The organism is Celeribacter sp. SCSIO 80838 (assembly GCF_056498065.1).
Genome location: NZ_JAZKMA010000001.1, coordinates 1,038,487 through 1,060,556, shown reverse-complemented (window position 1 = coordinate 1,060,556; position 22,070 = coordinate 1,038,487). Strand labels below are relative to the sequence as shown.

At 62.8% G+C, this 22,070-nt stretch carries 19 protein-coding genes; 2 read left to right on the top strand and 17 right to left on the bottom strand.

All coding sequences use genetic code 11. The annotated features are described in order from the left end of the window. From V1475_RS05135 to V1475_RS05125, 3 genes are all read right to left on the bottom strand, one after another. Entirely contained in the window at positions 1–1,170 is a 1,170-nt protein-coding gene (locus V1475_RS05135) for an efflux RND transporter periplasmic adaptor subunit (RefSeq protein WP_479411889.1), read from the bottom strand. Positions 1,171–1,338: 168 nt separating this feature from the next. Further along, positions 1,339–3,255: an elongation factor G gene (locus tag V1475_RS05130; RefSeq protein WP_479411888.1), complete on the bottom strand. Its 1,917-nt coding sequence runs from the start codon at positions 3,253–3,255 to the stop codon at positions 1,339–1,341. A gap of 108 nt (positions 3,256–3,363) precedes the next feature. Continuing rightward, positions 3,364–4,284, bottom strand: a complete 921-nt coding sequence (locus V1475_RS05125) for a LysR family transcriptional regulator (protein ID WP_479411887.1) — start codon at positions 4,282–4,284, stop codon at positions 3,364–3,366. Positions 4,285–4,427: 143 nt separating this feature from the next. Between V1475_RS05125 and ygiD the strand changes: the two genes are divergently transcribed. Beyond that, a complete protein-coding gene (gene ygiD, locus V1475_RS05120; protein WP_479411886.1) occupies positions 4,428–5,246 on the top strand; it encodes a 4,5-DOPA-extradiol-dioxygenase in 819 nt (272 codons plus the stop codon). 11 nt (positions 5,247–5,257) lie between these two features. Then, entirely contained in the window at positions 5,258–6,223 is a 966-nt protein-coding gene (locus V1475_RS05115) for a glutathione S-transferase family protein (RefSeq protein WP_479411885.1), read from the top strand. On the opposite strand, the gene V1475_RS05110 is transcribed toward V1475_RS05115, so the two are convergent. The 14 genes from V1475_RS05110 to atpD form a co-directional block, all read right to left on the bottom strand. Next, positions 6,220–7,110: a transglutaminase family protein gene (locus tag V1475_RS05110; protein ID WP_479411884.1), complete on the bottom strand. Its 891-nt coding sequence runs from the start codon at positions 7,108–7,110 to the stop codon at positions 6,220–6,222. The genes V1475_RS05115 and V1475_RS05110 overlap by 4 nt on opposite strands. A gap of 3 nt (positions 7,111–7,113) precedes the next feature. Then, positions 7,114–9,537 carry a circularly permuted type 2 ATP-grasp protein gene (locus V1475_RS05105; protein ID WP_479411883.1) on the bottom strand — a complete coding sequence of 808 codons (2,424 nt, stop codon included), beginning with the start codon at positions 9,535–9,537 and terminating at the stop codon, positions 7,114–7,116. A 30-nt stretch (positions 9,538–9,567) separates the two neighbouring features. Beyond that, the gene (locus V1475_RS05100; protein WP_479411882.1) at positions 9,568–13,023 is read right to left on the bottom strand and encodes a transglutaminase family protein; all 3,456 of its coding nucleotides are present in this window, start codon (positions 13,021–13,023) and stop codon (positions 9,568–9,570) included. 154 nt (positions 13,024–13,177) lie between these two features. After that, positions 13,178–14,557 carry an MBL fold metallo-hydrolase RNA specificity domain-containing protein gene (locus V1475_RS05095; RefSeq protein WP_479411881.1) on the bottom strand — a complete coding sequence of 460 codons (1,380 nt, stop codon included), beginning with the start codon at positions 14,555–14,557 and terminating at the stop codon, positions 13,178–13,180. After that, the gene (locus V1475_RS05090) at positions 14,554–15,528 is read right to left on the bottom strand and encodes an LOG family protein (RefSeq protein ID WP_479411880.1); all 975 of its coding nucleotides are present in this window, start codon (positions 15,526–15,528) and stop codon (positions 14,554–14,556) included. The genes V1475_RS05095 and V1475_RS05090 overlap by 4 nt, the downstream gene beginning before the upstream one ends. A gap of 12 nt (positions 15,529–15,540) precedes the next feature. Then, positions 15,541–16,380, bottom strand: coding sequence for a F0F1 ATP synthase subunit gamma (locus V1475_RS05085; RefSeq protein WP_479411879.1), 840 nt, complete (start codon positions 16,378–16,380; stop codon positions 15,541–15,543). Then, positions 16,377–17,891, bottom strand: a complete 1,515-nt coding sequence (locus V1475_RS05080; protein ID WP_479411878.1) for a F0F1 ATP synthase subunit alpha — start codon at positions 17,889–17,891, stop codon at positions 16,377–16,379. Before V1475_RS05080 ends, V1475_RS05085 begins: the two co-directional genes overlap by 4 nt. Continuing rightward, positions 17,884–18,618 carry a F0F1 ATP synthase subunit B family protein gene (locus tag V1475_RS05075; RefSeq protein ID WP_479411877.1) on the bottom strand — a complete coding sequence of 245 codons (735 nt, stop codon included), beginning with the start codon at positions 18,616–18,618 and terminating at the stop codon, positions 17,884–17,886. The genes V1475_RS05080 and V1475_RS05075 overlap by 8 nt, the downstream gene beginning before the upstream one ends. A gap of 10 nt (positions 18,619–18,628) precedes the next feature. Continuing rightward, positions 18,629–18,877, bottom strand: coding sequence for a F0F1 ATP synthase subunit C (locus tag V1475_RS05070; RefSeq protein ID WP_066707659.1), 249 nt, complete (start codon positions 18,875–18,877; stop codon positions 18,629–18,631). Continuing rightward, positions 18,874–19,569, bottom strand: coding sequence for a F0F1 ATP synthase subunit A (locus tag V1475_RS05065; protein WP_479411876.1), 696 nt, complete (start codon positions 19,567–19,569; stop codon positions 18,874–18,876). The genes V1475_RS05070 and V1475_RS05065 overlap by 4 nt, the downstream gene beginning before the upstream one ends. Then, entirely contained in the window at positions 19,566–19,835 is a 270-nt protein-coding gene (locus V1475_RS05060) for an N-ATPase subunit AtpR (RefSeq protein ID WP_479411875.1), read from the bottom strand. Before V1475_RS05060 ends, V1475_RS05065 begins: the two co-directional genes overlap by 4 nt. Then, entirely contained in the window at positions 19,832–20,116 is a 285-nt protein-coding gene (locus V1475_RS05055) for an AtpZ/AtpI family protein (RefSeq protein ID WP_479411874.1), read from the bottom strand. The genes V1475_RS05060 and V1475_RS05055 overlap by 4 nt, the downstream gene beginning before the upstream one ends. Further along, positions 20,113–20,574 (bottom strand): F0F1 ATP synthase subunit epsilon, encoded by a 462-nt coding sequence (locus V1475_RS05050; RefSeq protein WP_479411873.1) that lies wholly within the window; start codon positions 20,572–20,574, stop codon positions 20,113–20,115. The genes V1475_RS05055 and V1475_RS05050 overlap by 4 nt, the downstream gene beginning before the upstream one ends. Continuing rightward, on the bottom strand, positions 20,571–22,004 hold the full coding sequence (gene atpD / locus V1475_RS05045; protein WP_479411872.1) for a F0F1 ATP synthase subunit beta: 1,434 nt from the start codon (positions 22,002–22,004) through the stop codon (positions 20,571–20,573). Before atpD ends, V1475_RS05050 begins: the two co-directional genes overlap by 4 nt. Positions 22,005–22,070: the final 66 nt, after the last annotated feature.

Here is a 22,070-nt window from a genome sequence, read left to right as displayed (position 1 = left end):
TCAGAACATTCCCGGAGGGCCCATGCGATTGCTGCTCGACGCACTCGGCGCACTCACAGCACCACCGGTCACGATCAGATCGCCTTCGTTCAGACCAGAGGTGATCTCCGCCGTTACCTTGTTGTTCAACCCGACCTCGATGGGCTGCGGATGGCTGGTCCCGGTGGCTGCGTCATAAATCTCGACCATATATTTGCCGTCCGGGCCGCTATTGAGCGCAGAAGACGGAACCGTCAGCACGTCAATCGCTTCATCGAGCACGATGGACACTTCGGTGGTCATGCCGATGCGCAACATGTGATCGGGGTTATCGACCTCAAGCCGACCGTTGTAATAGATCGCCTCGTCGGTATCGATCGTGTCGCTGTCCTCGATCTCCGACGGCGCAGGTTCGACGTCGCGCACCACGGCGTCAAACGCTTTGTCCGGTTCGCCGAGAATGGTGAAGCTGACCTTCTGTCCCGCCGCAACATGCACGACATCGGCCTCCGAAATCTCGGCTTTGACGATCATCTTGTCGAGATTGGCGAGTTTCACGATGGTCGGCGCATCGGTGCTGGCGTTCACCGTCTGGCCTTCGTCCACCACAACCGCCACAACCGTCCCCGCCATCGGCGCGGTGACTTTGGTGCGGTCCAAGGCGATCTGGGCGGTCGAAACCGTCACCTCGGCACTGGATCTCTGCGCATTCAGCGCATCAAGCTCGGCCTGATACACCTCCATATCGGCCTCGGCCGCCTCGACATCTTCCTGCGAGGCATAATTCTGCGCATGCAGGCTCGTGACCCGCGTCAGCGTCAGTTCGGCCTGTTTGATATTGGCTTTCTTGGCGGCAATCTGCGCCTCGATATTGGCGAGATCGGCCTGCGCCTGCAAAAGATCGTTCTGCTGATCCTCACTGTCGATCTGCGCAATCAGATCGCCCGCTGCCACCGTATCGCCCAACGCCACGGCCAGCTCTTCGATCTGACCGGAGGTACGCGCACCGACGCTGACAAGCTGACTCGCCTCGATCACGCCGGAGGCCAGAACGGTTTCCTGCACCGAACCTCGCGTCACCGCCGCCGTCTGCGGCGGGGTGGTTTCGGTATCGCCCTTGTACCAGGTCCAGCCGAAATATCCGGCCACAACCACAAGGGCGACGATCAACAGGCGCAACGGGGTTTTCATGACAAACCTTTCAAGCGAAACGGAAACGGGCCGAAAAGCCCGATGTTAAAACATGATACGCAGATAGGTGCTTTCTCCGTCGCGTCCACGGGGAAATCATCCGAACAATCCAAAAAACACCGCCGGGATACGACATCCCGACGGCGCCATGGCTTGCCTTTTCTCGTCTCACTCCGCTGGCATAAGTTGGGCGAGAGGCTCAAAAGTTTCTTCGTAATGATCGAGTTCGGCCTCGAACCACGCCGTGCCACGGGTCGCGCCACCCAAGGACTGGAACAGCTCGCCTTCCGCCATCGCGGGCAAAAGCGCGTTAAACACGTCCCAACCGGCGGCATCGGGATGGGCATCAAAACCGAGCACCTGCCCCTTGAGCCCGGTGACCATCGGCATCAGCCCGCCGGAATAGACGCTTGGAACATGGATCGCGATCTTGTCGATCGGTTGCAGCACCACGGGCTTGCAGGCCTCAAGCGCCTCACGCACCGCTGCTTTCGCCGCCGTCCGGAAGGCGAAATCCGAGCTGTCCACGGCATGGTGTTTGCCATCCGTGAGCGTCACTTTCACATCCACCACAGGCAGACCGTTCGGCCCCTCGGCCAAGGCATCGCGCACGCCCGCTTCGACGGCGGACATGTAATTGCGCGGCACCGCCCCACCTTTGACGACCTCCTCGAAGACAAAGCCTTCGCCACGGGCCAGCGGCGCGACCTCAATCACCACATCGGCAAATTGCCCGGCCCCGCCGGATTGTTTGCGGTGACGATAATGGGTGCCGCCCGGTTTCGAAATGGTCTCGCAGAGCGCGGGCGGGATCGGTTGGGTTTCGACCGGAACGCCGAACACATCGGTGAGTTTCTCAAGCACACGGCGTTGATGCAGCGCACCCTGCGTGGCCAAAACAGCCTTGCCGCTCTGCGCATCCTGCTCGATGGCCAGCCCCGGATCAATGTCGGCAAGCTTGCCAAGCGCCGCCGAAAGCCGCGCCTCGTCGCGTTCGTTTTGCGGCACCAAAAGCACGCGGTTTTTCGGCTTGTGCGGCACGGCCCAATCGGGCGTATCAATCGCCTCCGACGCGCCATAGATCGGCGCGCGCAGCGCAAGGTGATCGGTTTTGACGGTCAGCCCCATCGCCCCCGGCGCCAGTTCGGAAAGCGCGGTTTTGGTGTCGATGTCGACCAGCGAGCCGATGGTGCCCCCCATCACGACAGAGCCCGGTTTCAACGTTTCGCCCACGGCGCGGATCAGAACGGTCTTGCCAAGATGCTTGATCTGATCGGCAAAAATCCCGACGGCCACAGGCGTTGCACCAAAGCGTTCGGTGAGCGTGGTCACCTCAGGGACTTCGTGACGCAGGCTTTTCATCAGCCGCGTCAGCCCGTTGGCCCCCGTGGCGGAGCCGAGGAAGGCGGGGATCAGATCGTGGTGTTGCAACACTTTCGTCGCCACCTCGTAAAGCTCGTCGGACATCGGTTTCTGATCTTCGATCAACTCTTCGAGCAGTCGATCATCGAAATCGGCGAGATGTTCCAAAAGCTCGGCGCGGGCCTCCGCTTCGCGCGCGCGGGCGGACTCCGGCATTTCGACCAGAGCCGAACGCTCGCCTTCCTTGAAGGCCCAGGCACGTTCGGAAATCAGATCGACCATGCCGGTGATCTCGCCATTTTCACGGATCGGCACTTCGCGCAAGACGATGCCATGGGCGGAATAGGTCTGAAGCGCCGCGGCGATCTCGGCGGTGCGGTCGGTGGCGGCATCCACCTTGTTGATGAAGATCAGCGTCGGAAGCCCCGAGGCCTCCAGAAGCCGCAGGTAAGGCGCGGCGAGCACAGCCGCTTCGGCCTCCGCCGGGACACAGAGCACGGCGGCATCGCTGACCGCGAGCGCCGCACCGGCCTGCGCCAGCCCTTCGGCCCCGCCGGGGCAATCCAAAAGCGCCCAATCCTCATCGAGATAGCGAAACAGGATCACCGCGGTTTCACCGAACAGGCTGATCGAACGGGGCTTGCCCGTATCGAGCCCGGCCAGCGCCGCGGCCAATGCTGATTTGCCGGATTGTGACGGTCCTAGGATGGTGACGGTTTTCATGGCTATGTCTCCCGAGCTGTCTCGCGGGCCCCGAATGGGCCCAAAAGGTTCATGTCGGGGTCACGCTACAGGATCAGGATGCACCCTGACCTTGGCTCAGGTCAAACTTTACCCGTTTTCTGTCATTCCGGGCGCCATTCCGCCCGTACGGCGAAAATCCTGAAGCGCAAAGTCGATCAGCGCCCGCACCTTGCGCGGCAGGGTGCGGCCTTCGAGATAGACAACGCTGACGGGATGATCCGGCTTGGCAATCTTCGGCATCAAGGCAACGAGCCGCCCCGCCTCGAGATCGTCGCCCAAAACGAAGGTCGGGCAAAAGGCGATCCCGTGCCCGGCGACGGCCAGATCGCGGGCGGCACGGGCACTGTTGACCATGAAACGCCCCGGCACCTGCACGAACACCTCTTGCCCTTCGACGCCAAAGGGCCAGCGCGTTGGATTGCGCCGGTTGGTATCGAGAATGCATTGGTGATTCATCAGGTCTTCGGGCTTTTCCGGAATGCCATGGGCTTCGAGATAGGTCGGAGAGGCCACGAGCACCGAGCGCAGCATGCCAAGTTTGCGACGTTTGAGCGAGGACACGTCCGAGGCCCCGATCCGAAAGGCCAGATCAATGCCGCCGGACGCGAGATCGACATAGGCGTCGCTCAGGCGCAGGTCGATGATCAGCTCCGGATGCGGTGCTGCAAAGCGCGCCAAAAGGTCTTTGACATAAACCTCGCCAAAGGTGACGGGGGCGGAGATGCGGATCGTGCCGGAAAAGCCGCGCGTGTCCTCTGTGACCTCGCCCAGCATGGCGTCGAGATCGTCGAGAAGCGCAGGCGCGCGCGACAAAAGCTCTTCGCCCGACGACGTCAACCCGACCCGCCGCGTCGTGCGTTGCAACAGACGCACGCCGAGGCGCTCTTCCAACTCGGCCACGTATTTCGAGGTCAGTCGGTTGGAGATCCCAAGCCGATCCGCCGCCCCGGTGAAAGATCCCGTCTCTGCCGTGGCGACAAAGGCTCGCAATCCATCAATCAGATCCATGGCACCCTCATTAAGAACATATCGGTAATAGTCATTCCACACCTTCGCTATTTTATTCAAGAGACACAAGCGGCATATTGCAGGCAACACATCAGACCGCTTCGACCCGAAACCGTTCGGAAGAGCGATGAAAGGAGACGACCATGAGCATCGTGCAACAGCTTCGTCAGCTGAAAGACAGCCTGAAATCCTCCGACCGCATGCCGGTCGTGTTCCTCGGCCATGGCAGCCCGATGAACGCCATCGAAGACAACGAATATTCCCGCAGCTGGTCTGCGCTCGGCAATGCCCTGCCGCATCCGCAGGCGATCCTCGTGGTCTCCGCGCATTGGATGACCCGCGGGTCGACGCTGGTGGATATTTCGCGCATGCCGAAAACCATCCATGATTTCTATGGCTTCCCGGACGAACTTTTCGCCCAGCAATACCCCGCCCCCGGAGCGCCCGATGTGGCGAAAGAAGTGGTGAGCCTTCTGGCCAGCCACCATGCCGAAGGCGACGACACCTGGGGGCTCGATCACGGCGCGTGGTCGGTGTTGAAATTCCTCTATCCGGGCGCCGATGTGCCGGTGTTCCAGCTGTCGATCGACATGACCAAGGACCTGCCGCATCATCTTGAGATCGGACAGGCGCTCAAGGAGCTGCGCAATCGCGGCGTGCTGATTCTGGGTTCCGGCAACGTGGTTCACAACCTGCGCACCATGCGTTGGGGCGGCAAGCCCTATGACTGGGCCGAAGAGTTCGACGATCTCTTTGCCGACCGTCTACAAATGCGCGACCACGCCACGCTGAGCGACCGGCAGGGGCTCGGCAATCTGTTGAAAATGGCGCACCCATCGCTCGATCACTACCTGCCTGCGCTCACCATCGCGGGGGCTTCGGACAAGGACGACCATCTGCTGTTCATGAACGACTCGATCGACATCGGCTCCGTCTCGATGCGCAGCTTCGTCTATTACTGAGGGGGATGATCATGCTTGTTGAAGGCGTTTGGACGAAAAACTGGACCCCGGTTCAGAAGGCCGACAAGAAAGGCCGCTTCGTGCGACAGGTGTCGAGCTTTCGCAACTGGATCACGCCGGACGGCTCTGCGGGGCCGACCGGGGTGGGCGGGTTCAAGGCGGAAGCCGGGCGTTACCGGCTTTTCGTCGCCTATATCTGCCCCTGGGCCTCGCGCACTCTGATGGCGCGAGCGCTCAAAGGGCTCGAAGAAATCATTCCCGTGACGGTGCTGAACCCGACGGTGACCGATCAGGGGTGGCAATTCGGCGGCTATCCCGGCGCCGACGCGGCCGATCCGCTGTACGGCTCCACCTATCTTCACGAACTTTACACCCGCGCCGATCCGCATGTTTCGGGGCGGGCCACGGTGCCGGTTCTGTGGGACACCAAGACGGAAACCATCGTCAACAACGAGAGCGCCGATATCATTCGCATGTTCGATACGGCCTTCGAACATCTCGTGCCTTCGGATGTCCGGCTCTACCTGGAAGACCTCGCAGCCGAGATCGACGCGCTGAACCCGCAGATTTACGACAAGCTCAACAACGGGGTCTACAAGGCAGGGTTTACCTCTTCGCAGGAGGCTTACGATGAGGCGGTCGAAGGCGTGTTCGAGATGCTCGACGATCTGGAAGACCGGCTGACCGGCACGTTCCTGTTCGGCGAACATCTGACCGAAACGGATATTCGCACCTTCGTGACCCTGATCCGCTTTGACGCCGCCTATCACGGCATCTTCAAATGCAACCGCAAACAGATCGCGGATTACCCGCGCCTCTCGGCCTATATGGAGCGCATTCTGCGCATTCCGGGCATCCGGTCCACGGTGAATATGGATCACATCACGCGCGGCTATTATTCGATCAAGGCGCTCAATCCCACCGGCATCCGCCCCACAGGGCCGGCGCATATCGAGGCCCTTCTGGCGTCGGTCTAAGCCGCGCCCTCTTCGATCGGCAGCACATCGACCGCCTGTGAGGTTTCATGCCCGCCGGAGGTGCGCATCGCGCCCCGGACGGGGGCCACGTCCTCGTAATCGCGGCCATAGCCGATGGTGATATAATCAGTCCCGGCGAACTGATTGTTCGTCGGGTCGAATTCAATCCAACCCAATTGGTTGCCAACCCAGGCGCGCACCCAGGCATGCATCGCATCCGCGCCTTCGAGCCGGGGCTGACCCGGCGGCGGGAAGGTGCGCAGAAAGCCCGACACGTACCCCGCCGGAATGCCAATGCCGCGCAGGGCCGCAATCATCACATGGGCGAAATCCTGACAGACGCCATGGCGTTTCTCAAACGCCTCCTCGGGCGGCGTATCGACATCCGTTGCCTCCGGATCGAAAGCCACATCCCGATTGAGCGCCCGCCCAACGGCCTCGACCGCCCCCAGGGCCGTCACGCCTTCGCTGAGGCACTCCCAGGCATACTCCGTAATCGCCCCCGAAAGTGCGACGCGCGGCGAGGCGGCGATGAAATGATGCGGCGCCTCCGGGGCAAGGGACGGCACCATCAACAGCTCATGGTGCAATTCGTCGAGCGGCGGCGAGAAATCGAAAATCTGCGCCGGTTCAAACCGTTCGATCCGCGCGGTGAGTTGCAGTTTCAGCGCGTCAATCGGCCGGTGCCACGCCACCATACTGGTTTCATTGAGGAAAAAATCACGCCCGTCGCGGCGCTCCTGCGGGCGCGGATGGACCGTTAGCAGTCTTTGCCGCACGGTCTGCACGCCGGGGATATCCGACGGCAAAAGCCGTAGGATGTTGCGCGTCCGGTCGGAGGCGGAATCATAGCTATAGTCAATCGTCAGGCTGACATCATAAAGCATGGCTTACCTCAAATAGGTCGAGGACAGCAGATCGGAGATGCGCGCCAACTCGCCCCGGATCGCATTGAACCGCGCCACCGTCATTTCCTCGGTCCGGGCACAGGCGATCCCGGTCTCAAGCGGCAGGATCACCCGGAGCAATTCCGATGGACGGCCATGCAGCTGGGCGTTGGGAAAGGCCTCGGCATGTTTGCGCAGCTCGCGCACGAGGAACAAAAGCCCGCGCGGGTTGTCGGCATCGAGCGCCAGAAGATCGACCACCGTGTCGCGATTGCTCTCAACCCGATACCGACGCTGGTGGGTGATGATCGAATCCCCTACCTCGACGGCCAAATCGAGCGAGCCTTCGGGCGCTTTCGGATCGGAAAACGCCGCCAAGAGGGCGGCCATCGCATCGGCGCGCTCAAGGGCACGCCCGAAGCTCAGGAACCGCCAGCCCGCAAAGCGGTACATGTTTTCATGCACGAGCCCGGTGATCCCTGCGATCTTGCGCACCAAAACCGACATGGCCCGCGCACTGTCATCGCCGGGCTGAACCGTCTCAAGCATCCGCGTCGCGGTTTTCAACAGATCGCCGAGCGCCGACATGCCATCGGTCGAGAACCGGTCCCGCACCCGCATGGCACAACTGCGCGCCGCCGCAATCCGGGTGATCAGCGCCTCCGGCATCGGCTGGGCAAGGTCGATCCCGAAGCCTTCGAGATAGTCGCGCAACATCTTCAGACGCGGATCGTTGCGGTTGTCGGTGGCCGCCAGCCGCAAATGATAGGCCCGCACCAGACGCGCGGCATCCTCGGTCCGTTCCATATAGCGCCCGAGCCAGTACAGGTTATCGGCGGCGCGCGCCGGAAGCACGCCGGGGCTGACGCGGCGATAATTGCCTTCCACCTGACGCTTCGGGCCTTCCTTCGGCAGAGGCCGGTCGGAGACCACCCAAACGTCGGCCACCGCCCCGCCACGCTGCATCGCAAGCGCCGTAGCGTCGCCGGAACTGCCGATCCGCGCATAGCCGCCCTTCATGAAATGCCAGCCGCCCTGCGCGGTGCGCGCCGCGAACACCCGGACGGTCATCGGACGCGGCACGAGGCTTCCGGCCTCGCCATCGTCTTCCCATGCGGGCGTGGTCGAAAGCGTCACCGCCTCCTGTCCCACCAACCGGTCGCCTTCGCGATCGAGCCAATCGGTGATCGACCCCATGGCCGTGCCGCGAAACTCCCCGCCCAGCGCCGTCGTTGCCCCAAGATCGAACGGAAGATCGACCGCATCTGCCGGGCTGATCAGCATGTTCTGAGCATTGTCGCACACATATTTGCGCTCGTTCACGCCACCGCACCACCAGGTCGCGATGTTCGGAAGTTTCAGAGCCTCGCCCAGAAGCACCTCGCTGATCCGGGGCAGAAACGCCATCATCGCCCGCATCTCCAAAATGCCCGAGCCAAAGGCATTGGCCATCGCCAGATGCCCGCTGCGCACGGCTTCCATCAGACCGGGCGTGCCGATCTGCGAGGTCGGGTTGAATTCCAGCGGATCGGCAAACAGGGCGTCGATCCGGCGCCAGAGCATGCCAAGCGGCTGCAACCCCTCAATGGTCCGCACCATGGCCTCGCCATTCTCGACCACGATGTCCTCGCCTTCGAGCAGCATCATGCCGAGGTAGCGCGCAATATAGGTATGTTCGTAATAGGTGTCGTTCGACGGGCCGGGCGTCAGGATGCCGCTCATGCGCGGGTGTTTGTAAGACGGCGAGGCCAGTTCCTCGGTCGCCTCGCGAAAGGCGCTAAAGAACCCGGCAAGCTTGTGAATATGCGCGCGCGGGAAGCGTTCGGGGAAAATCCGCCCCGTCGCCATCCGATTTTCAAGCGCGAACCCCGCCCCCGAAGGCGCCTGTGTCCGGTCGCCCAAAACGAACCACGAGCCATCCGGCGAGCGCCCGATCTCGAAGGCGATGAAATGCAGGTAATGCCCGCCGCGCGGCTCGACCCCCACCATCGGGCGCAACCATTGCGGCGAGCGCGCCACCAGTTCGGCGGGCAGATGACCGTCACTGACAAGGCTGCCGGGGCCGTAAAGATCGGCCATCACTCGTTCGAGCAGATCGGCGCGTTGCGTCAGACCCGCGCATATATGCTCCCATTCCAACTCATGCAGGATGACCGGAATATGGCTGAGCGGCCAGGCGCGTTCGGCGAGGGGATCGTTGGAATATTGCCGGTAAAACACGCCCGCATCGCGCAGGTATTGATCCCCGCGCTCAAAGCGGGAGCGGATGTCTTCAGGAGACAGCCGGGAAAACCGATCGACAAAACGACGCCACACGGGCCGCATCTGGCCCGTGGCATCGAACAGCTCATCGGCCACGCCGGGGGTTTGCCCGTAAGAGGCAAACAGGTCCGGCTGGGCGGAGACCCGTGTCGGGTTTTGCGTCATCGCAGGGTTCCAGTCTCGTCGTCAGGTATCTCAGATGAGCCCAATGGGCCGTCTGAGGTCAAGCGTCAAGGGGAACTCCGGGTGCGGCACTTCGGTTCCCGGTGTATAGCTTCCGGGGGTATGACCATAGGGCTCGAACCGCGCCAGACGCCGCGCTTCGGCCTCGTTGCCATTGACCGGGAAAGTGTCATAGTTCCGCCCGCCCGGATGCGCCACATGGTAGGTGCAGCCCGCAATCGTCCGTCCCGTCCAGTCGTCATAGATGTCGAAATGCAACGGCGCATTGACCGGCAGAACCGGGTGCAGCGCTTCGGGCGGTTGCCATGCTTTGAACCGAACGCCCGCGACCGAAACACCGGAGGTTTGGGTTTTCGCCAAAGGCACGGGGCGGCGGTTGCACATGATCCGATAGCGGTCCTGATGCAGCGTCGTCATCTTGACCTGAAGCCGCTCGACGGAGCTATCCGTGTAGCGCACAGTGCCGCCAATCGCGCCGGTTTCGCCCAGCACATGCCAAGGCTCAAGCGCTTGGCGGACCTCAAGATGCACGCCCTCCGCCTCGATCTGCCCGCAGAAGGGGAAACGGAACTCGGCCTGCGCTTTGTACCATTCCGGGTCCATGTCGAACCCGTGATGTTTGAGATCGGCCAGAAGCGACAGAAGGTCATCCCACAAATAATGCGGCAACATGAACCGGTCGTGCAGCACCGTGCCCCAGCGCACCGGCTTGCCCTCAACGGGCGCATTCCAACAGCGCGCGATGATGGCCCGCAGGAGGAGTTGCTGCGCCAGAGACATGCGCGGGTCCGGCGGCATCTCGAAGCCGCGGAATTCCACAAGGCCCAGGCGTCCGGTCGGTCCATCCGGCGAAAACAGCTTGTCGATACAAATCTCCGCCCGGTGGGTGTTGCCGGTCACATCGGTGAGCATGTTTCTGAGCAGGCGATCGACCAGCCACGCGGGAGGCACGGCAGCTTCCGAAGGAGGTTTGATCTGCGAAAGCGCGATTTCCAGCTCGTAAAGCGTGTCGTGCCGCGCTTCGTCGATGCGCGGAGCTTGGCTCGTCGGCCCGATGAAGAGACCAGAGAACAGGTAGGACAGCGACGGGTGCCGTTGCCAGATCAGGATCAGCGACTTGAGCAAATCCGGACGCCGCAGGAACGGGCTGTCCGACGGGGTCGCCCCGCCGACCACAACGTGGTTGCCACCGCCCGTGCCGGTATGTCGCCCGTCGATCATGAACTTATCCGCGCCAAGCCGCGACTGGCGCGCCTCTTCATAGATCGCCTCGGTCGTCGCCACACAATCGTCCCAGCTATGGGCCGGGTGAATGTTCACCTCGATCACGCCCGGATCGGGGGCGACGCGAATGACATTGAGACGCGGATCGTGCGGCGGGGAATAGCCCTCGATATGAATCGGCAGACCGAGTTCCTCGGCGGTGGTTTCGGCCGTGGCGAGCAGGTCGAGATAATCCTCCAGCGTCTCACAGGGCGGCATGAATAGGCACAAACGCCCGTCGCGCGGCTCGATGGTGATCGCGGTGCGCACCTGACCGCCTTTCGGATCGACGCCCTGCGCCATGATCTTTTGCCGTTCCACACCGTCGCTCTGCGCCTCGGACACCGGCTGACTGCGCTCGCCCGTGGTTTCGGGCAGCATCTCGGCGCGCTCCTTGGCCTCCAATGCGATGCGCGCGGCCTCTTCCTGTTCCATCCGGGAGATCTCTTCGCGCACCTTTTTGCGGCGCGCGTCGAGTGCTGCGTGGAAATCCGGCAAAGGCGCGTGATCCATCATCGGATCGGCGGGGTAGGAATAGGGATAGGCCGCGGGCGGGATATAGGGCAAGGCATTGAGCGGCAAACGGAAGCCCACAGGGCTGTCGCCGGGGATCAGGAACAGATGCCCGCGCCGGGTTTTCCATAGCTCGGAAAGCCAGCTCGACCCCGCTTTCGATTGCCACCGCTGGATCGGCAAAACATAGCCCGACGGCTCGGTCAGCCCGCGTCCGAACACGCGGGCATAGCGGGCGCGATCTTCGGGGTTTTTGAGCTTGGAATTCTCCGGCGTGACGTTTTCCGGCAACAACGATTCCTTCAAAATCCATTCGCCGGGGTCTTCATAGGCCGGCTGGGCGTTCTCCGGATCGACGCCAAGGTTGGCCGCAAAGCTTTTCATGAAATCGCCCGCTTCTTTTGCCCCGGCGGGGGCAGGCGTGTCTTCCTTGGCAATCAGATCGGGGTTCTTCCAGACCGGTTTGCCGTCATGGCGCCAGTAAAGCGAAAAGGTCCAGCGCGGCAGGCTTTCGCCCGGATACCATTTGCCCTGCCCGTAATGCAGGAAACCACCGGGCGCAAAACGGGTTTGCAACCGGCGGATCAGCTTGTCGGCCAACCCGCGTTTTTGCGGCCCGACGGCGGCAGTGTTCCATTCATCGCTCTCGAAATCGTCGATCGACACAAAGGTCGGCTCGCCGCCCATGGTCAGGCGCACATCGCCCTCTTTCAGCGCCTCGTCCACCTTGTGGCCCAGCGCGTTAAGTTTGTCCCAGCTTTCCTCCGAGAAGGGCTTGGTGATCCGGGGATGTTCGGCCACGCGTTTGACCTGCATGTCGAAATCGAAGGTGACCTCGGGTGTCCCGACCGAGGAAAAGCCCCCGGCGATGGGCGCTGCGTTGCGGTAATGCGGGGTTGCAGCCAGCGGGATATGGCTTTCCCCGGTCAAAAGCCCGGAGGTCGGATCGAGGCCGATCCAGCCCGCACCGGGAAGGAACACCTCGCACCAGGCGTGAAGATCGGTGAAATCGTGATCCGTGCCGGACGGACCGTCGAGCGCCTCAAGATCGGGTTTGAGCTGAATGAGATAGCCGGAGACAAAGCGCGCGGCAAAGCCCAGATGGCGCAGCACCTGCACCAGCAACCATGAACTGTCGCGGCACGACCCGGATTTGCACGACAGCGTCTCATCCGGCGTCTGCACCCCCGGTTCCATCCGGATGGTGTAATCCACGAAATCGGAAATCTTGGCGTTCAGCCCGACAAGGAAATCGACCGTGCGGACCTTTTCCCCGTCTTTCGGAAAATCGAGCGCCCCCATGAATTGCGCCAAAAGCGGACCTTCGGGCTCCGGCGTGCGGTAGATCACCAGGTCGTCCTTGAGATCGGCGGGATATTCAAAGGGCCAATGTTCCGCACTTTCCTCGACGAAGAAATCGAACGGGTTATAGACGGTCATATCGGCGACCAGATCGACCTCGATTTTGAACTCGCGCACCGGTTCCGGGAAGACGAAACGGGACTGCCAGTTGCCGTAAGGGTCTTGCTGATGGTTTACGAAATGCCCGGCGGGCGTCACCTTGAGCGAATGCGAAATCACCCGGGTGCGCGAATGCGGCGCGGGGCGCAGGCGGATGATCTGGGGGCCAAGCTCGACGTTGCGATCGTATTTATAATGGGTGACGTGGTGAATGGATGCGTAGATCGCCATAGTCCTGACTTCGCCCTTTCGCAGTCTCGTTTGCAGCCAGATTAGAAGGCGGCCCCGATGGCTTCACGGCGAAAACGCAACGCCCTGCCGGAATCGCGGGAGATTCGGGCAGGGCGCCTAATTTTTCATCGCCACTTTCGTCGACGGTCTTACCTCAGAGATCGAAACTCTGCCCCACGGTGGGCATCTCGATCTCCGGCACATCCAGCGTCTCGGCAAAGGCCTTCATCGCGCGGGCCTCGCCATGGACGAGGAACACACGTTCCGGCGTGCCGGTCTGCCCCAGCCAGTGCCGCAGATCGTCGGCATCGGCATGGGCGGAAAATCCGTTGATCGTATGGATTTGCGCCCGCACAGGGATCATCTCGCCAAAGAGTTTCACCTCTTTCGCGCCGTCGATGATGATCCGCGCCAAAGTGCCCTCGGCGGCGTAGCCCACGAAAATCACGGAACAATCCGCCTGTGACAGGTTATGACGCAGGTGATGGCGCACCCGCCCGCCGGTACACATGCCCGAGCCGGCCATGATCACCGCACCGGAACGAATGCGGTTGAGTGCCATCGAGTCTTGCGCCTCTCGGGTGAAATGCAACTCCGGCAGATCGAACGGGTCTTTGCCCTCCCGGAACTGATCGCGCAGTTCGGGGCGCATGACGTCCTGATGGCGTTTGAAAATCCGCGTCGCCGAGATCGCCATGGGCGAGTCGAGGAACACCGCCATCGACCGCCGGATGCGCCCCTTGGTCATGCCGTCGCGCAAAAACCAAAGCAATTCCTGCGCCCGCTCCAGCGCAAAAGTCGGGATGATGACATTGCCACCGCGGGCATCGGCGGCATTGACCGCATCGTAAAATTCTTCGACCGAGGCCTCCAGACTGCGGTGATCGCGGTCGCCGTAAGTGGTCTCCATGATCACCACATCGACATCCCCCGGCGGCACCGGGTTGTTCAGAAGCGGACGCTCTTGCGGCCCGAGATCGCCCGAGAACAGCACAACCTTGCGCCGCCCGTCTTCCGAAAGCTCAAGCCGGATCGAAGCGGAACCAAGGATATGGCCCGCGTCGAAATAGGTCGCCGTGATGCCGGGAAACAGATGGATCGGCTGGCGATAGACGGCATTGCGCCCGAACGAATCGACCGCATCGAGCGCGTCCATCGTGTCGTAGAGCGGCTCGTTGTGCCCGCCGCGCTCACCATGACGATGATGCCGCCGCGCCTCCTCTTCGTGGAGATGCGCGGAATCCATCATCACAAGCCGCGCCAGATCGCGGGAGGCCGATGTGGCGATGATCTCGCCCTCGAACCCGCGCTTCACGAGCAAGGGCAGTCGCCCGCAGTGATCGAGATGGGCATGGGTCAACAACACCACGTCGATGTCCTTCGGGTTGAACCCGAACTCGGCGGCATTGTCGTCATGAAGCTCATGCCCGCCCTGAAACATGCCGCAATCGACAAGGATCTTCTTGCCCCCGCATTCGATCAGATGGCACGAGCCCGTCACCTCGCGGGCGGCTCCGTGGAAGGAAATTTTCATTCCGGTCTCCTTTCAGGCGGGGCGACGAGATCGCGCCCGGTGCGCGCATACCAGCGCAGGATGTCGTCCCAGATCTCCTGCGCCTCTTCCGCGAACCAGAACAGATCGCGGTCCTCCGGGTCGATCACGCCTTCCTCCATGAGGAAATCGACATCGAACACCCGGGTCCAATAGCTCCGCCCGACGAGAATCACCGGCACCGGACGGATTTTCCGTGTCTGAATCAGCGTCAGGGTCTCGAACAGCTCATCGAGCGTGCCGTATCCGCCGGGAAACACCACAAGCGCCCGCGCGCGCAGCAGGAAATGCAGCTTGCGCAGGGCGAAATAGCGGAAGCGGAAACACAGGTCCGGCGTGATGTAGGGGTTCGGGAATTGTTCGCGCGGCAGGTTGATATTGAGCCCCACGGTGCGCGACCCGGCCTCAGAAGCCCCCCGGTTCGCCGCCTCCATCATCCCCGGCCCGCCACCCGTCACGACAACCAGACGGTTGCCATGCGGACCTTCCTCCGCACCGACGAGACGCCCGAAGTCGCGCGCCACGTCGTAATACCGGCTTTTCGCCGCCACCCGCTCGGCAATCGCAAGTTTCTGTTTCAGCCCCGCATCCCCGGGACAGGCCGCACATTCGCGTCGCAGTTCATCCACCCGCGCTCGCGCCACGTAGGGCTCCGGAATGCGCGTCCCGCCAAAGACCACGATGGAATGGGCAATGCCCTGCTCCTGCAACAGCATTTCCGCCTTCTGGTAGTCGAGCATCAGCCGCGCGCCGCGCATCTCGTCTTCGTTGAGGAAATCCACATCCTCGTCCGCCAGGCGATAGTTCGGACTGGCCATGATGCGGCGGATCAGCTCCGGCGCCTGCACGTCCTCCTGCTCCGATTTCGGCAGACACTCCGGCAGTTCGATCTCCCGCATGTCCTCCCGCACGGGCAAGGGTTTGCGCGCACAGGTGTCCTCTGTCTTGGCCATCGGCCCTCCTCCTCAGGCCTGCATGAGGCTTGCAGTCGCAAGCTCCACGATCTCACCTGTAATCTCTTCCTGCCGAAGCCGCCGCGAGGTCTTGATCATCTCGTCCAGCGTCTCCTCGGTGTTCTCCTGCGCCGCGATCATCGCCCGCATCCGGGCCTCGTTCTCCGCCGCGAAGGAGAGCATCACCGCCTCGCTCAGTTCGGCAAAAATGTATTCTTCCACAAGGCTTTGCAAGAGTTGCCCCGGCGGCAGGGTGATCTCCGGTGCCACCCGTATCTTGGGTTCTGGAAAGCGCCCGTAATCGAAGGGCACCAGGGTTTTGATCGCAATCTTCATCTCTTCCGTGCCCCCGGGACAGGCATGAATCAGACTGACGCGCGTGAGCCCCTGTTCGGCAAAGATCGCCTCCGTGATCTTCGTGGCCAGCGTCGCGGTCTGGGCCGCATGCAGGATCATCGGCGCGGACCAAGCGACACTCAGCCCCCGGTCCTCCGCCACCGACAACCCGCGATCCCCGATCAGGAACAACTCCGCCTCCTCCGAAAGCGCCCCTTTCGCCACGTCGAACACCCGCTCGGAATAGGTCCCGGCAAACCCCTGCTCAGCGGCAAACACCAGAACCGCGTGACGGCCTTCTCTCTGAGGGCGGGGAGCGGCATCAGGCGGCGGCAGAAGCGTCAGCGCCTGTCCGATCGCCGTACCGATGGTATCGGCATAGATGCGAATGCTGTCGAGATGCCGGTGCGCATCCTGCACCCGCGAGGCCGCGATCCCGCGCATCGCCGTGATCACCGACGACAGCTTGTGGACCGTCTCGATCCGCGCGGAAATCTCGGCAAAACGTTCACTCATGACGCGACCCCAAGCGTTTGCGCCAGGGTCTTGACCGCCGCCACAAGCACCGGGCGCAGATCATCGTCAAGCTGCCCGCTCTGCATCACCGCCGTGACCTGTTCCGGCGCTGTCCGGTCGAGCCAGCCGGGAAGCTGTGCTTTCAGCTTCGGGATCACCTCTGGGGCCACGTCGTCCAGCGCGCCATCGGCCAGAGCGGCCAGCAAAGCCACCTGATCGACCAACCGCAAGCCGCTGTAGCGCGGCTGGGTCAGGAGCGCCCGGATACGTTCGCCACGCGCGATCTGCGCCTTGACCCTGGCGTTGGAAATCCCGCCGAACCGGGTGAACATTTCCAGTTCGAGAAACTGCGCATAATCGAGCCGCACCCGGCCCGACACTGCCCGAAGCGCGGGTTTCTGCGCCTTGCCGCCGACCCGGCTGACCGACAGCCCGACATCGACGGCGGGGCGTTGGTTGGCGGAAAACAGATGGGTGTTCAGAACAATCTGACCGTCGGTGATCGAGATCAGGTTTGTCGGGATATAGGCCGACAGGTTGCCGGCATCGGTCTGCGCGATCGGCAGCGCGGTGATCGACCCGCCGCCCAGCTCGGGCGACAGTTTCGCCGCCCGTTCCAGAAGCCGGGCGTGGAGGTAGAAGATATCGCCGGGATAGGCCTCCCGCCCCGGCGGTTCTCGGGTGAGCAATGCCAGTTCGCGGTGTGTCGCGGCATGCAGCGTCAGATCGTCGATCACGATCAAAACGTCCTGCCCCTTGTCACGGAAATATTCCGCCATGGTCATGCCCGCAAACGGCGCCATCCATTGCAGACCGGCGGGGGCGGAAGATGTGCCGACCACGAAAATACACCGCTCCGGCGCACCGTGTACGCGCACGGCGGAGACGACCCGCTCGACCGCTGTGGCGCGCTGGCCGACGGCGACGTAGATGCAGATCACATCGGTGTTCTTCTGGTTGACGATGGCATCGACGGCCAGCGCGGTCTTGCCCGTTGCGTGATCCCCGACGATCAACTCGCGCTGCCCCCGGCCCAGCGCAAACAGGCTGTCGACCACCAGAACGCCGGTTTCCAGAGGTTCCGACACCAGATCGCGCTCGATGATCTCCGGCGCGGGGCGTTCGACCGGGAGCGTCTCTTTCGTTTGCGGCGCGGAGCGACCGTCCATCGGACGCCCCAATGGGTCGATGACACGCCCCAAAAGCGCTTCCCCCACCGGCACACGCAGCACGTCGCCCGTGTCGGACACCCGCTCACCCACCGCCACCGCGGCGGTATCGTCCAGCAGAACGGCGGCGATTTCCTCCCGGTCGAGACTATGGGCAAAGGCATAGCCGCCGCTTTCGAACCGCAGGAGAGCGCCCAACGCGACATCCGGCAGGCCGGTGACCTGTGCGATGCCATCGGCGACACGGGCGACCCAGCCGACCGGCTCGGCCTCCGGCGCCAGATCGGTCTGCGCCAGCTTTGCACGTTTGTCGTCGAGCCAGTTCTCCGGGGTCTCAGTCATGCTTGCGCACCTCCGCCATGATGCGGTCCAGATCGGCGCGGAAATGGTTGCGCACGATGGCCGTCGCCGTGTCGAGTTCCAGCCCCGCGATCAGTTCGGGCGCTTCCGTCACCTCGATCTCGACCGCGCGCCCGAGGATCTTGCCAAGCCCGTCGCGCAGTTGGGCGATCTCCGCCTCCGTCGGCATCTGCGCCGCCCGAAGCGGCAACGGACCGTGCAACCCGATCCCTGCGCGCGTGCTTTCCGGCAATTGCGCCACGGCCTCCACAAGCCCGTCGATGAACCCAGTCACGCGGGCCTCTTTCGGCAGGCGCGCCAAAAGCCGTTCGGCAATGTCCCCGGCCAGCACCCCGGCCTGTTCCGACAGCGCCTCTTGCTGTGCCCTGCCTTGGCGCGCCAGCTCGTCTTTCGCCTGCGCGCGCGCCGTGTCCAACTCGGCCTGAACCTCCGTCATGAGGCGCTGTTTCTCGGCCTCGGCGTCCTTGCGGACCTCGGCGATTTTCTCCGCACGCTCGCTCAAAACCGCCTGTTTCGCGGCCTCCGCCTCGGCCCGGGCCGTTTCGGCAGCGGTTTTCGCGGCCTCGGCCTCGTCCAATGCGGCATGGGTGGCGGCCTGACGTTCCGCGATGATCTTCGCCACGGGACGGAACAGGAAGCGCGCCAGAATCCACAAAAGGATCAGGACGTTGACGGTCTGAAGACCCAGGGTCCACCAGTCGATGGTCATGAACCGCCCCTCAGACGAAGGGGTTGGCGAACAGCACCAGAAGCGCGATCACCAGCGCGTAGATGGCCATGGTCTCGATCATCGCGAGACCGACAAACAACGTCCGGCTCAGCGTCCCTGCGGCTTCGGGTTGGCGGGCGATGGCATCCATCGCGGCGGCGACCGCACGGCCTTCGCCCAGAGCGGGACCGATGGAGCCGAGACCGACGGCAATGGCCGCGGCCAGAACCGAGGCAACTTCGATGAGATTTTCGGTCATTGGGATATGTCCTCCTTTGACTGGGGGGATGGGGTCTCGGCGACGGCGGCACCGATGAAAACCGTGGCGAGAATGGCAAAGATATAGGCCTGTACCGCGCCGGTGAGCAGATCGAGCGCCATGAGCGGGATCGGCACGAAGAGACCGGCAAGCGACAGCACAATACTGATCACGAACACCCCGCTCATGACATTGCCAAAGAGGCGGACGATGAGGGAGAAGGTGCGAGTGATCTGTTCGACGATATTGAGCGGGATCATGACCCAGGTAGGCTCTGCGAAAGTGGCGAGATAGCCCCTTATTCCGCGCGACCCGATGCCGAACCTGAGAATAGCAACGAAGACGATGAACGCCAGTGCGGCGTCGGTTTCGATATGCGCCGTGGGCGGCTCGATCCCCGGAATGAGCGAGGACCAGTTGGCCACAAGAATGAACAGGAATATCGTCCCGATCAACGTGCGATAGGGTTTCGGATCGCCATTCATCACATCGCGCACCTGCCCCTCGATGGTGGTGACGAAAAGCTCCAGAACGGTCTGGGTTTTCGTGGGGATGATCCTGAGATTGCGCGTGGCGACAAAGGAAAACACCCCAAGGGCCAGCATGATCGCCCAGGTGACCACGACGGGCTGGGTGATCGGCACCGGACCGATGTGAAAGAGCGGTTCGATGGCAAGCGGGTTGTCCATCATCCCTCCTTCCGGCTGCGGCGCAGGATGACGATGCGGGCAAGGAGCAGCCCCCCCGCCCCGGCCAGCAAGGGCAGCGCGCCTTTCAGCGCAAGGAACACGAGCAGAGCGGCAACCAGAACGAGGCGCCCCAGTTGCAGAATGATCGCGCGCGCAGTGGAACTGCCCGATAGATACATCGCCGTCACGCGTCTGAGCGAGGCGAAATGCAAAAGCCCAACACCAAAGCCGAGGATCAGACCGAGAAGGATATAGGTTTGCTCGGTCATTGGCTGTGCATCCATTTCCAGGCGCTGTAAAACCCGATGCCTGCACCGATAAAAATCGCGGGCGCGGTAAAGAATATCCCCGTCTCGAAATGCCGGTCTGCAAGGCGTCCCAAAACGATACCGATCAGGATCGGCGTCACGATGGCCCAGCCGAGAATGCCGATCTGCCCCAAACGGGCGCCAAGCGAGGGTTCCGGCACATCGCGGCCCATTTTCTCACGGCTGACGGCGCGGCGTGCGGCCTGTTCGACATCGTCATGCGGGCGGCGGGGGGCGGTCATGTCTCGCCCCCTGTCGGTGTCACGGAAGGCGGATGGTCGAGCACACCGGGCCGGTCGGGGCGCAGGAAGCGCATCATCTGACGCACGGCATTGGCATGAAGCCGCATCTGTTCGACACGCGCCTGACGATCCGCCTCTGTTTCCCCCTGTTTGAAACTCCGCACTTCCTGTTCGAGCGCCTCCAACGCCTCGCCGGGGATCGCCTTGCGACAGGCGACATCGACCCTAATCCCGCCCGAAACAGTCAAAAGACCGGGACCGACCGCACAGAACCCCGCCTGTCCTTCGACAGTTTTCCAGCGCAGAACAGAGGCGGTCAGAACGGTCAGAACATCGGCGTGTCCGGGCAGGATGCCGAAACTGCCGCTTGCGTCCTCGGCCCGCACGGAAAGCACCGGGATGTGGTCGGCCAACACCGCCATCGGCGTGGTGATCGTCAGCTGAAGCGCCCCGCTCATGCCGCGCTCTGCCCTTTCCGGGCAGCCTCCTCTTTTTCGCGCGCCTCATCGAGCGTACCGATCATGTAAAGCGAGCCTTCGTCCCACCCGTCCGCCTCGCCGTCGAGAATGGCACGACATCCGGCAATCGTGTCCTTGAGATCGACAGAGCGACCTTTCATGCCGGTGAAAGCTTCGGTGACGGAAAACGGCTGGGTCAGAAAGCGCTGCAACCGGCGGGCGCGTTCGACGATGCGGCGGTCTTCGCGGCCCAGCTCCTCCATCCCCAAAAGCGAAATCACATCCTGCAATTCCCGGTAATGCTCGATGGCGCGGCGCACATCCGTGGCCACCGCGACGTGGTCCTCGCCCAGCAAAAGCGGATCGAGCAACACGGACGAAGAGGCAATCGGATCGACCGCCGGATACATCCCGTCGGCGGCCATGGCGCGCGACAGCACCACCATGGAATCCACATGCCCCGCGATGGTCGTCACCGCCGGGTCGGTGAAATCGTCGGCTGGGACATAGACGGCCTCGACGGCGGTCACGGCGGCACTCCCCACGGAGGCGATCCGCTCCTGCAACTGCGCCACTTCGGTCGCGAGTGTCGGTTGATAGCCCACACGCGACGGCAGACGCCCCAAAAGCCCCGAGACCTCGGAGCCCGCCTGCACAAAGCGGAACACATTGTCCATCAACAGGAGCACGTTCTTTTGCTCCTCGTCGCGGAAATGCTCGGCAATGGTCAGCGCCGTCAAAGGCACCCGCCAGCGCGCGCCGGGCGGTTCGTTCATCTGGCCATAGACCAGAACCGTGCGGTCGAGCACGCCGGTCTGGGTCATTTCCAGAAGCATCTCATGACCTTCGCGCGACCGCTCGCCGATGCCTGAGAACACCGAGATGCCGTTGTACCCCGCGACCATGGCGCGGATCAGTTCCATGACCAAAACGGTCTTGCCGACGCCCGCCCCCCCGAACATCGCGGCCTTGCCGCCCTGCGCCAAAGGGGTCAGAAGGTCGATGACCTTGATGCCCGTCCGGAAGATCTCCGCCGCACCGGATTCGGCGCGAAACGGCGGCGGGCTGCGGTGAATGGGTTTGCGAGGCGCATTGTCGGGCAGCGGCTCTTTCTTGTCCCCAGCCTTGCCCGTGACATCCAGAAGCCGCCCGAGAACCGCCTCGCCCACCGGCACCTCGATCGGTCCTCCGAGCACCAGAGCGACCGCCCCCCGCCGCAAACCGTTGGTCGATTGCAGCGCGATACAGCGCACGGTTTCACCGTCGAGTTGCGATTGAACCTCAAGGACAAGCTCCGGGCTGTCGATGCGCAGAGCCTCGTTGATGGCGGGCAGCCCCGCCTTCGGGAAAGCGACATCCACAACCGCCCCGCGGACGGCCACCACAGTCCCTGTCACAGTCTGGCCTGTTCCGCCCTGATCATCGGTCATTACGCGACCTCCAAAGCCCGAGTCTTTGGTAACTATATGGGGAGGTTTCAGAATTTCACACTGTTT

Coding starts and splice junctions, on each gene's coding strand:
- V1475_RS05135 (WP_479411889.1), bottom strand. CDS start 1,170: ATGAAAACCCCGTTGCGCCTGTTGATCGTCGCCCTTGTGGTTGTGGCC.
- V1475_RS05130 (WP_479411888.1), bottom strand. CDS start 3,255: ATGAAAACCGTCACCATCCTAGGACCGTCACAATCCGGCAAATCAGCA.
- V1475_RS05125 (WP_479411887.1), bottom strand. CDS start 4,284: ATGGATCTGATTGATGGATTGCGAGCCTTTGTCGCCACGGCAGAGACG.
- ygiD (WP_479411886.1), top strand. CDS start 4,428: ATGAGCATCGTGCAACAGCTTCGTCAGCTGAAAGACAGCCTGAAATCC.
- V1475_RS05115 (WP_479411885.1), top strand. CDS start 5,258: ATGCTTGTTGAAGGCGTTTGGACGAAAAACTGGACCCCGGTTCAGAAG.
- V1475_RS05110 (WP_479411884.1), bottom strand. CDS start 7,110: ATGCTTTATGATGTCAGCCTGACGATTGACTATAGCTATGATTCCGCC.
- V1475_RS05105 (WP_479411883.1), bottom strand. CDS start 9,537: ATGACGCAAAACCCGACACGGGTCTCCGCCCAGCCGGACCTGTTTGCC.
- V1475_RS05100 (WP_479411882.1), bottom strand. CDS start 13,023: ATGGCGATCTACGCATCCATTCACCACGTCACCCATTATAAATACGAT.
- V1475_RS05095 (WP_479411881.1), bottom strand. CDS start 14,557: ATGAAAATTTCCTTCCACGGAGCCGCCCGCGAGGTGACGGGCTCGTGC.
- V1475_RS05090 (WP_479411880.1), bottom strand. CDS start 15,528: ATGGCCAAGACAGAGGACACCTGTGCGCGCAAACCCTTGCCCGTGCGG.
- V1475_RS05085 (WP_479411879.1), bottom strand. CDS start 16,380: ATGAGTGAACGTTTTGCCGAGATTTCCGCGCGGATCGAGACGGTCCAC.
- V1475_RS05080 (WP_479411878.1), bottom strand. CDS start 17,891: ATGACTGAGACCCCGGAGAACTGGCTCGACGACAAACGTGCAAAGCTG.
- V1475_RS05075 (WP_479411877.1), bottom strand. CDS start 18,618: ATGACCATCGACTGGTGGACCCTGGGTCTTCAGACCGTCAACGTCCTG.
- V1475_RS05070 (WP_066707659.1), bottom strand. CDS start 18,877: ATGACCGAAAATCTCATCGAAGTTGCCTCGGTTCTGGCCGCGGCCATT.
- V1475_RS05065 (WP_479411876.1), bottom strand. CDS start 19,569: ATGATGGACAACCCGCTTGCCATCGAACCGCTCTTTCACATCGGTCCG.
- V1475_RS05060 (WP_479411875.1), bottom strand. CDS start 19,835: ATGACCGAGCAAACCTATATCCTTCTCGGTCTGATCCTCGGCTTTGGT.
- V1475_RS05055 (WP_479411874.1), bottom strand. CDS start 20,116: ATGACCGCCCCCCGCCGCCCGCATGACGATGTCGAACAGGCCGCACGC.
- V1475_RS05050 (WP_479411873.1), bottom strand. CDS start 20,574: ATGAGCGGGGCGCTTCAGCTGACGATCACCACGCCGATGGCGGTGTTG.
- atpD (WP_479411872.1), bottom strand. CDS start 22,004: ATGACCGATGATCAGGGCGGAACAGGCCAGACTGTGACAGGGACTGTG.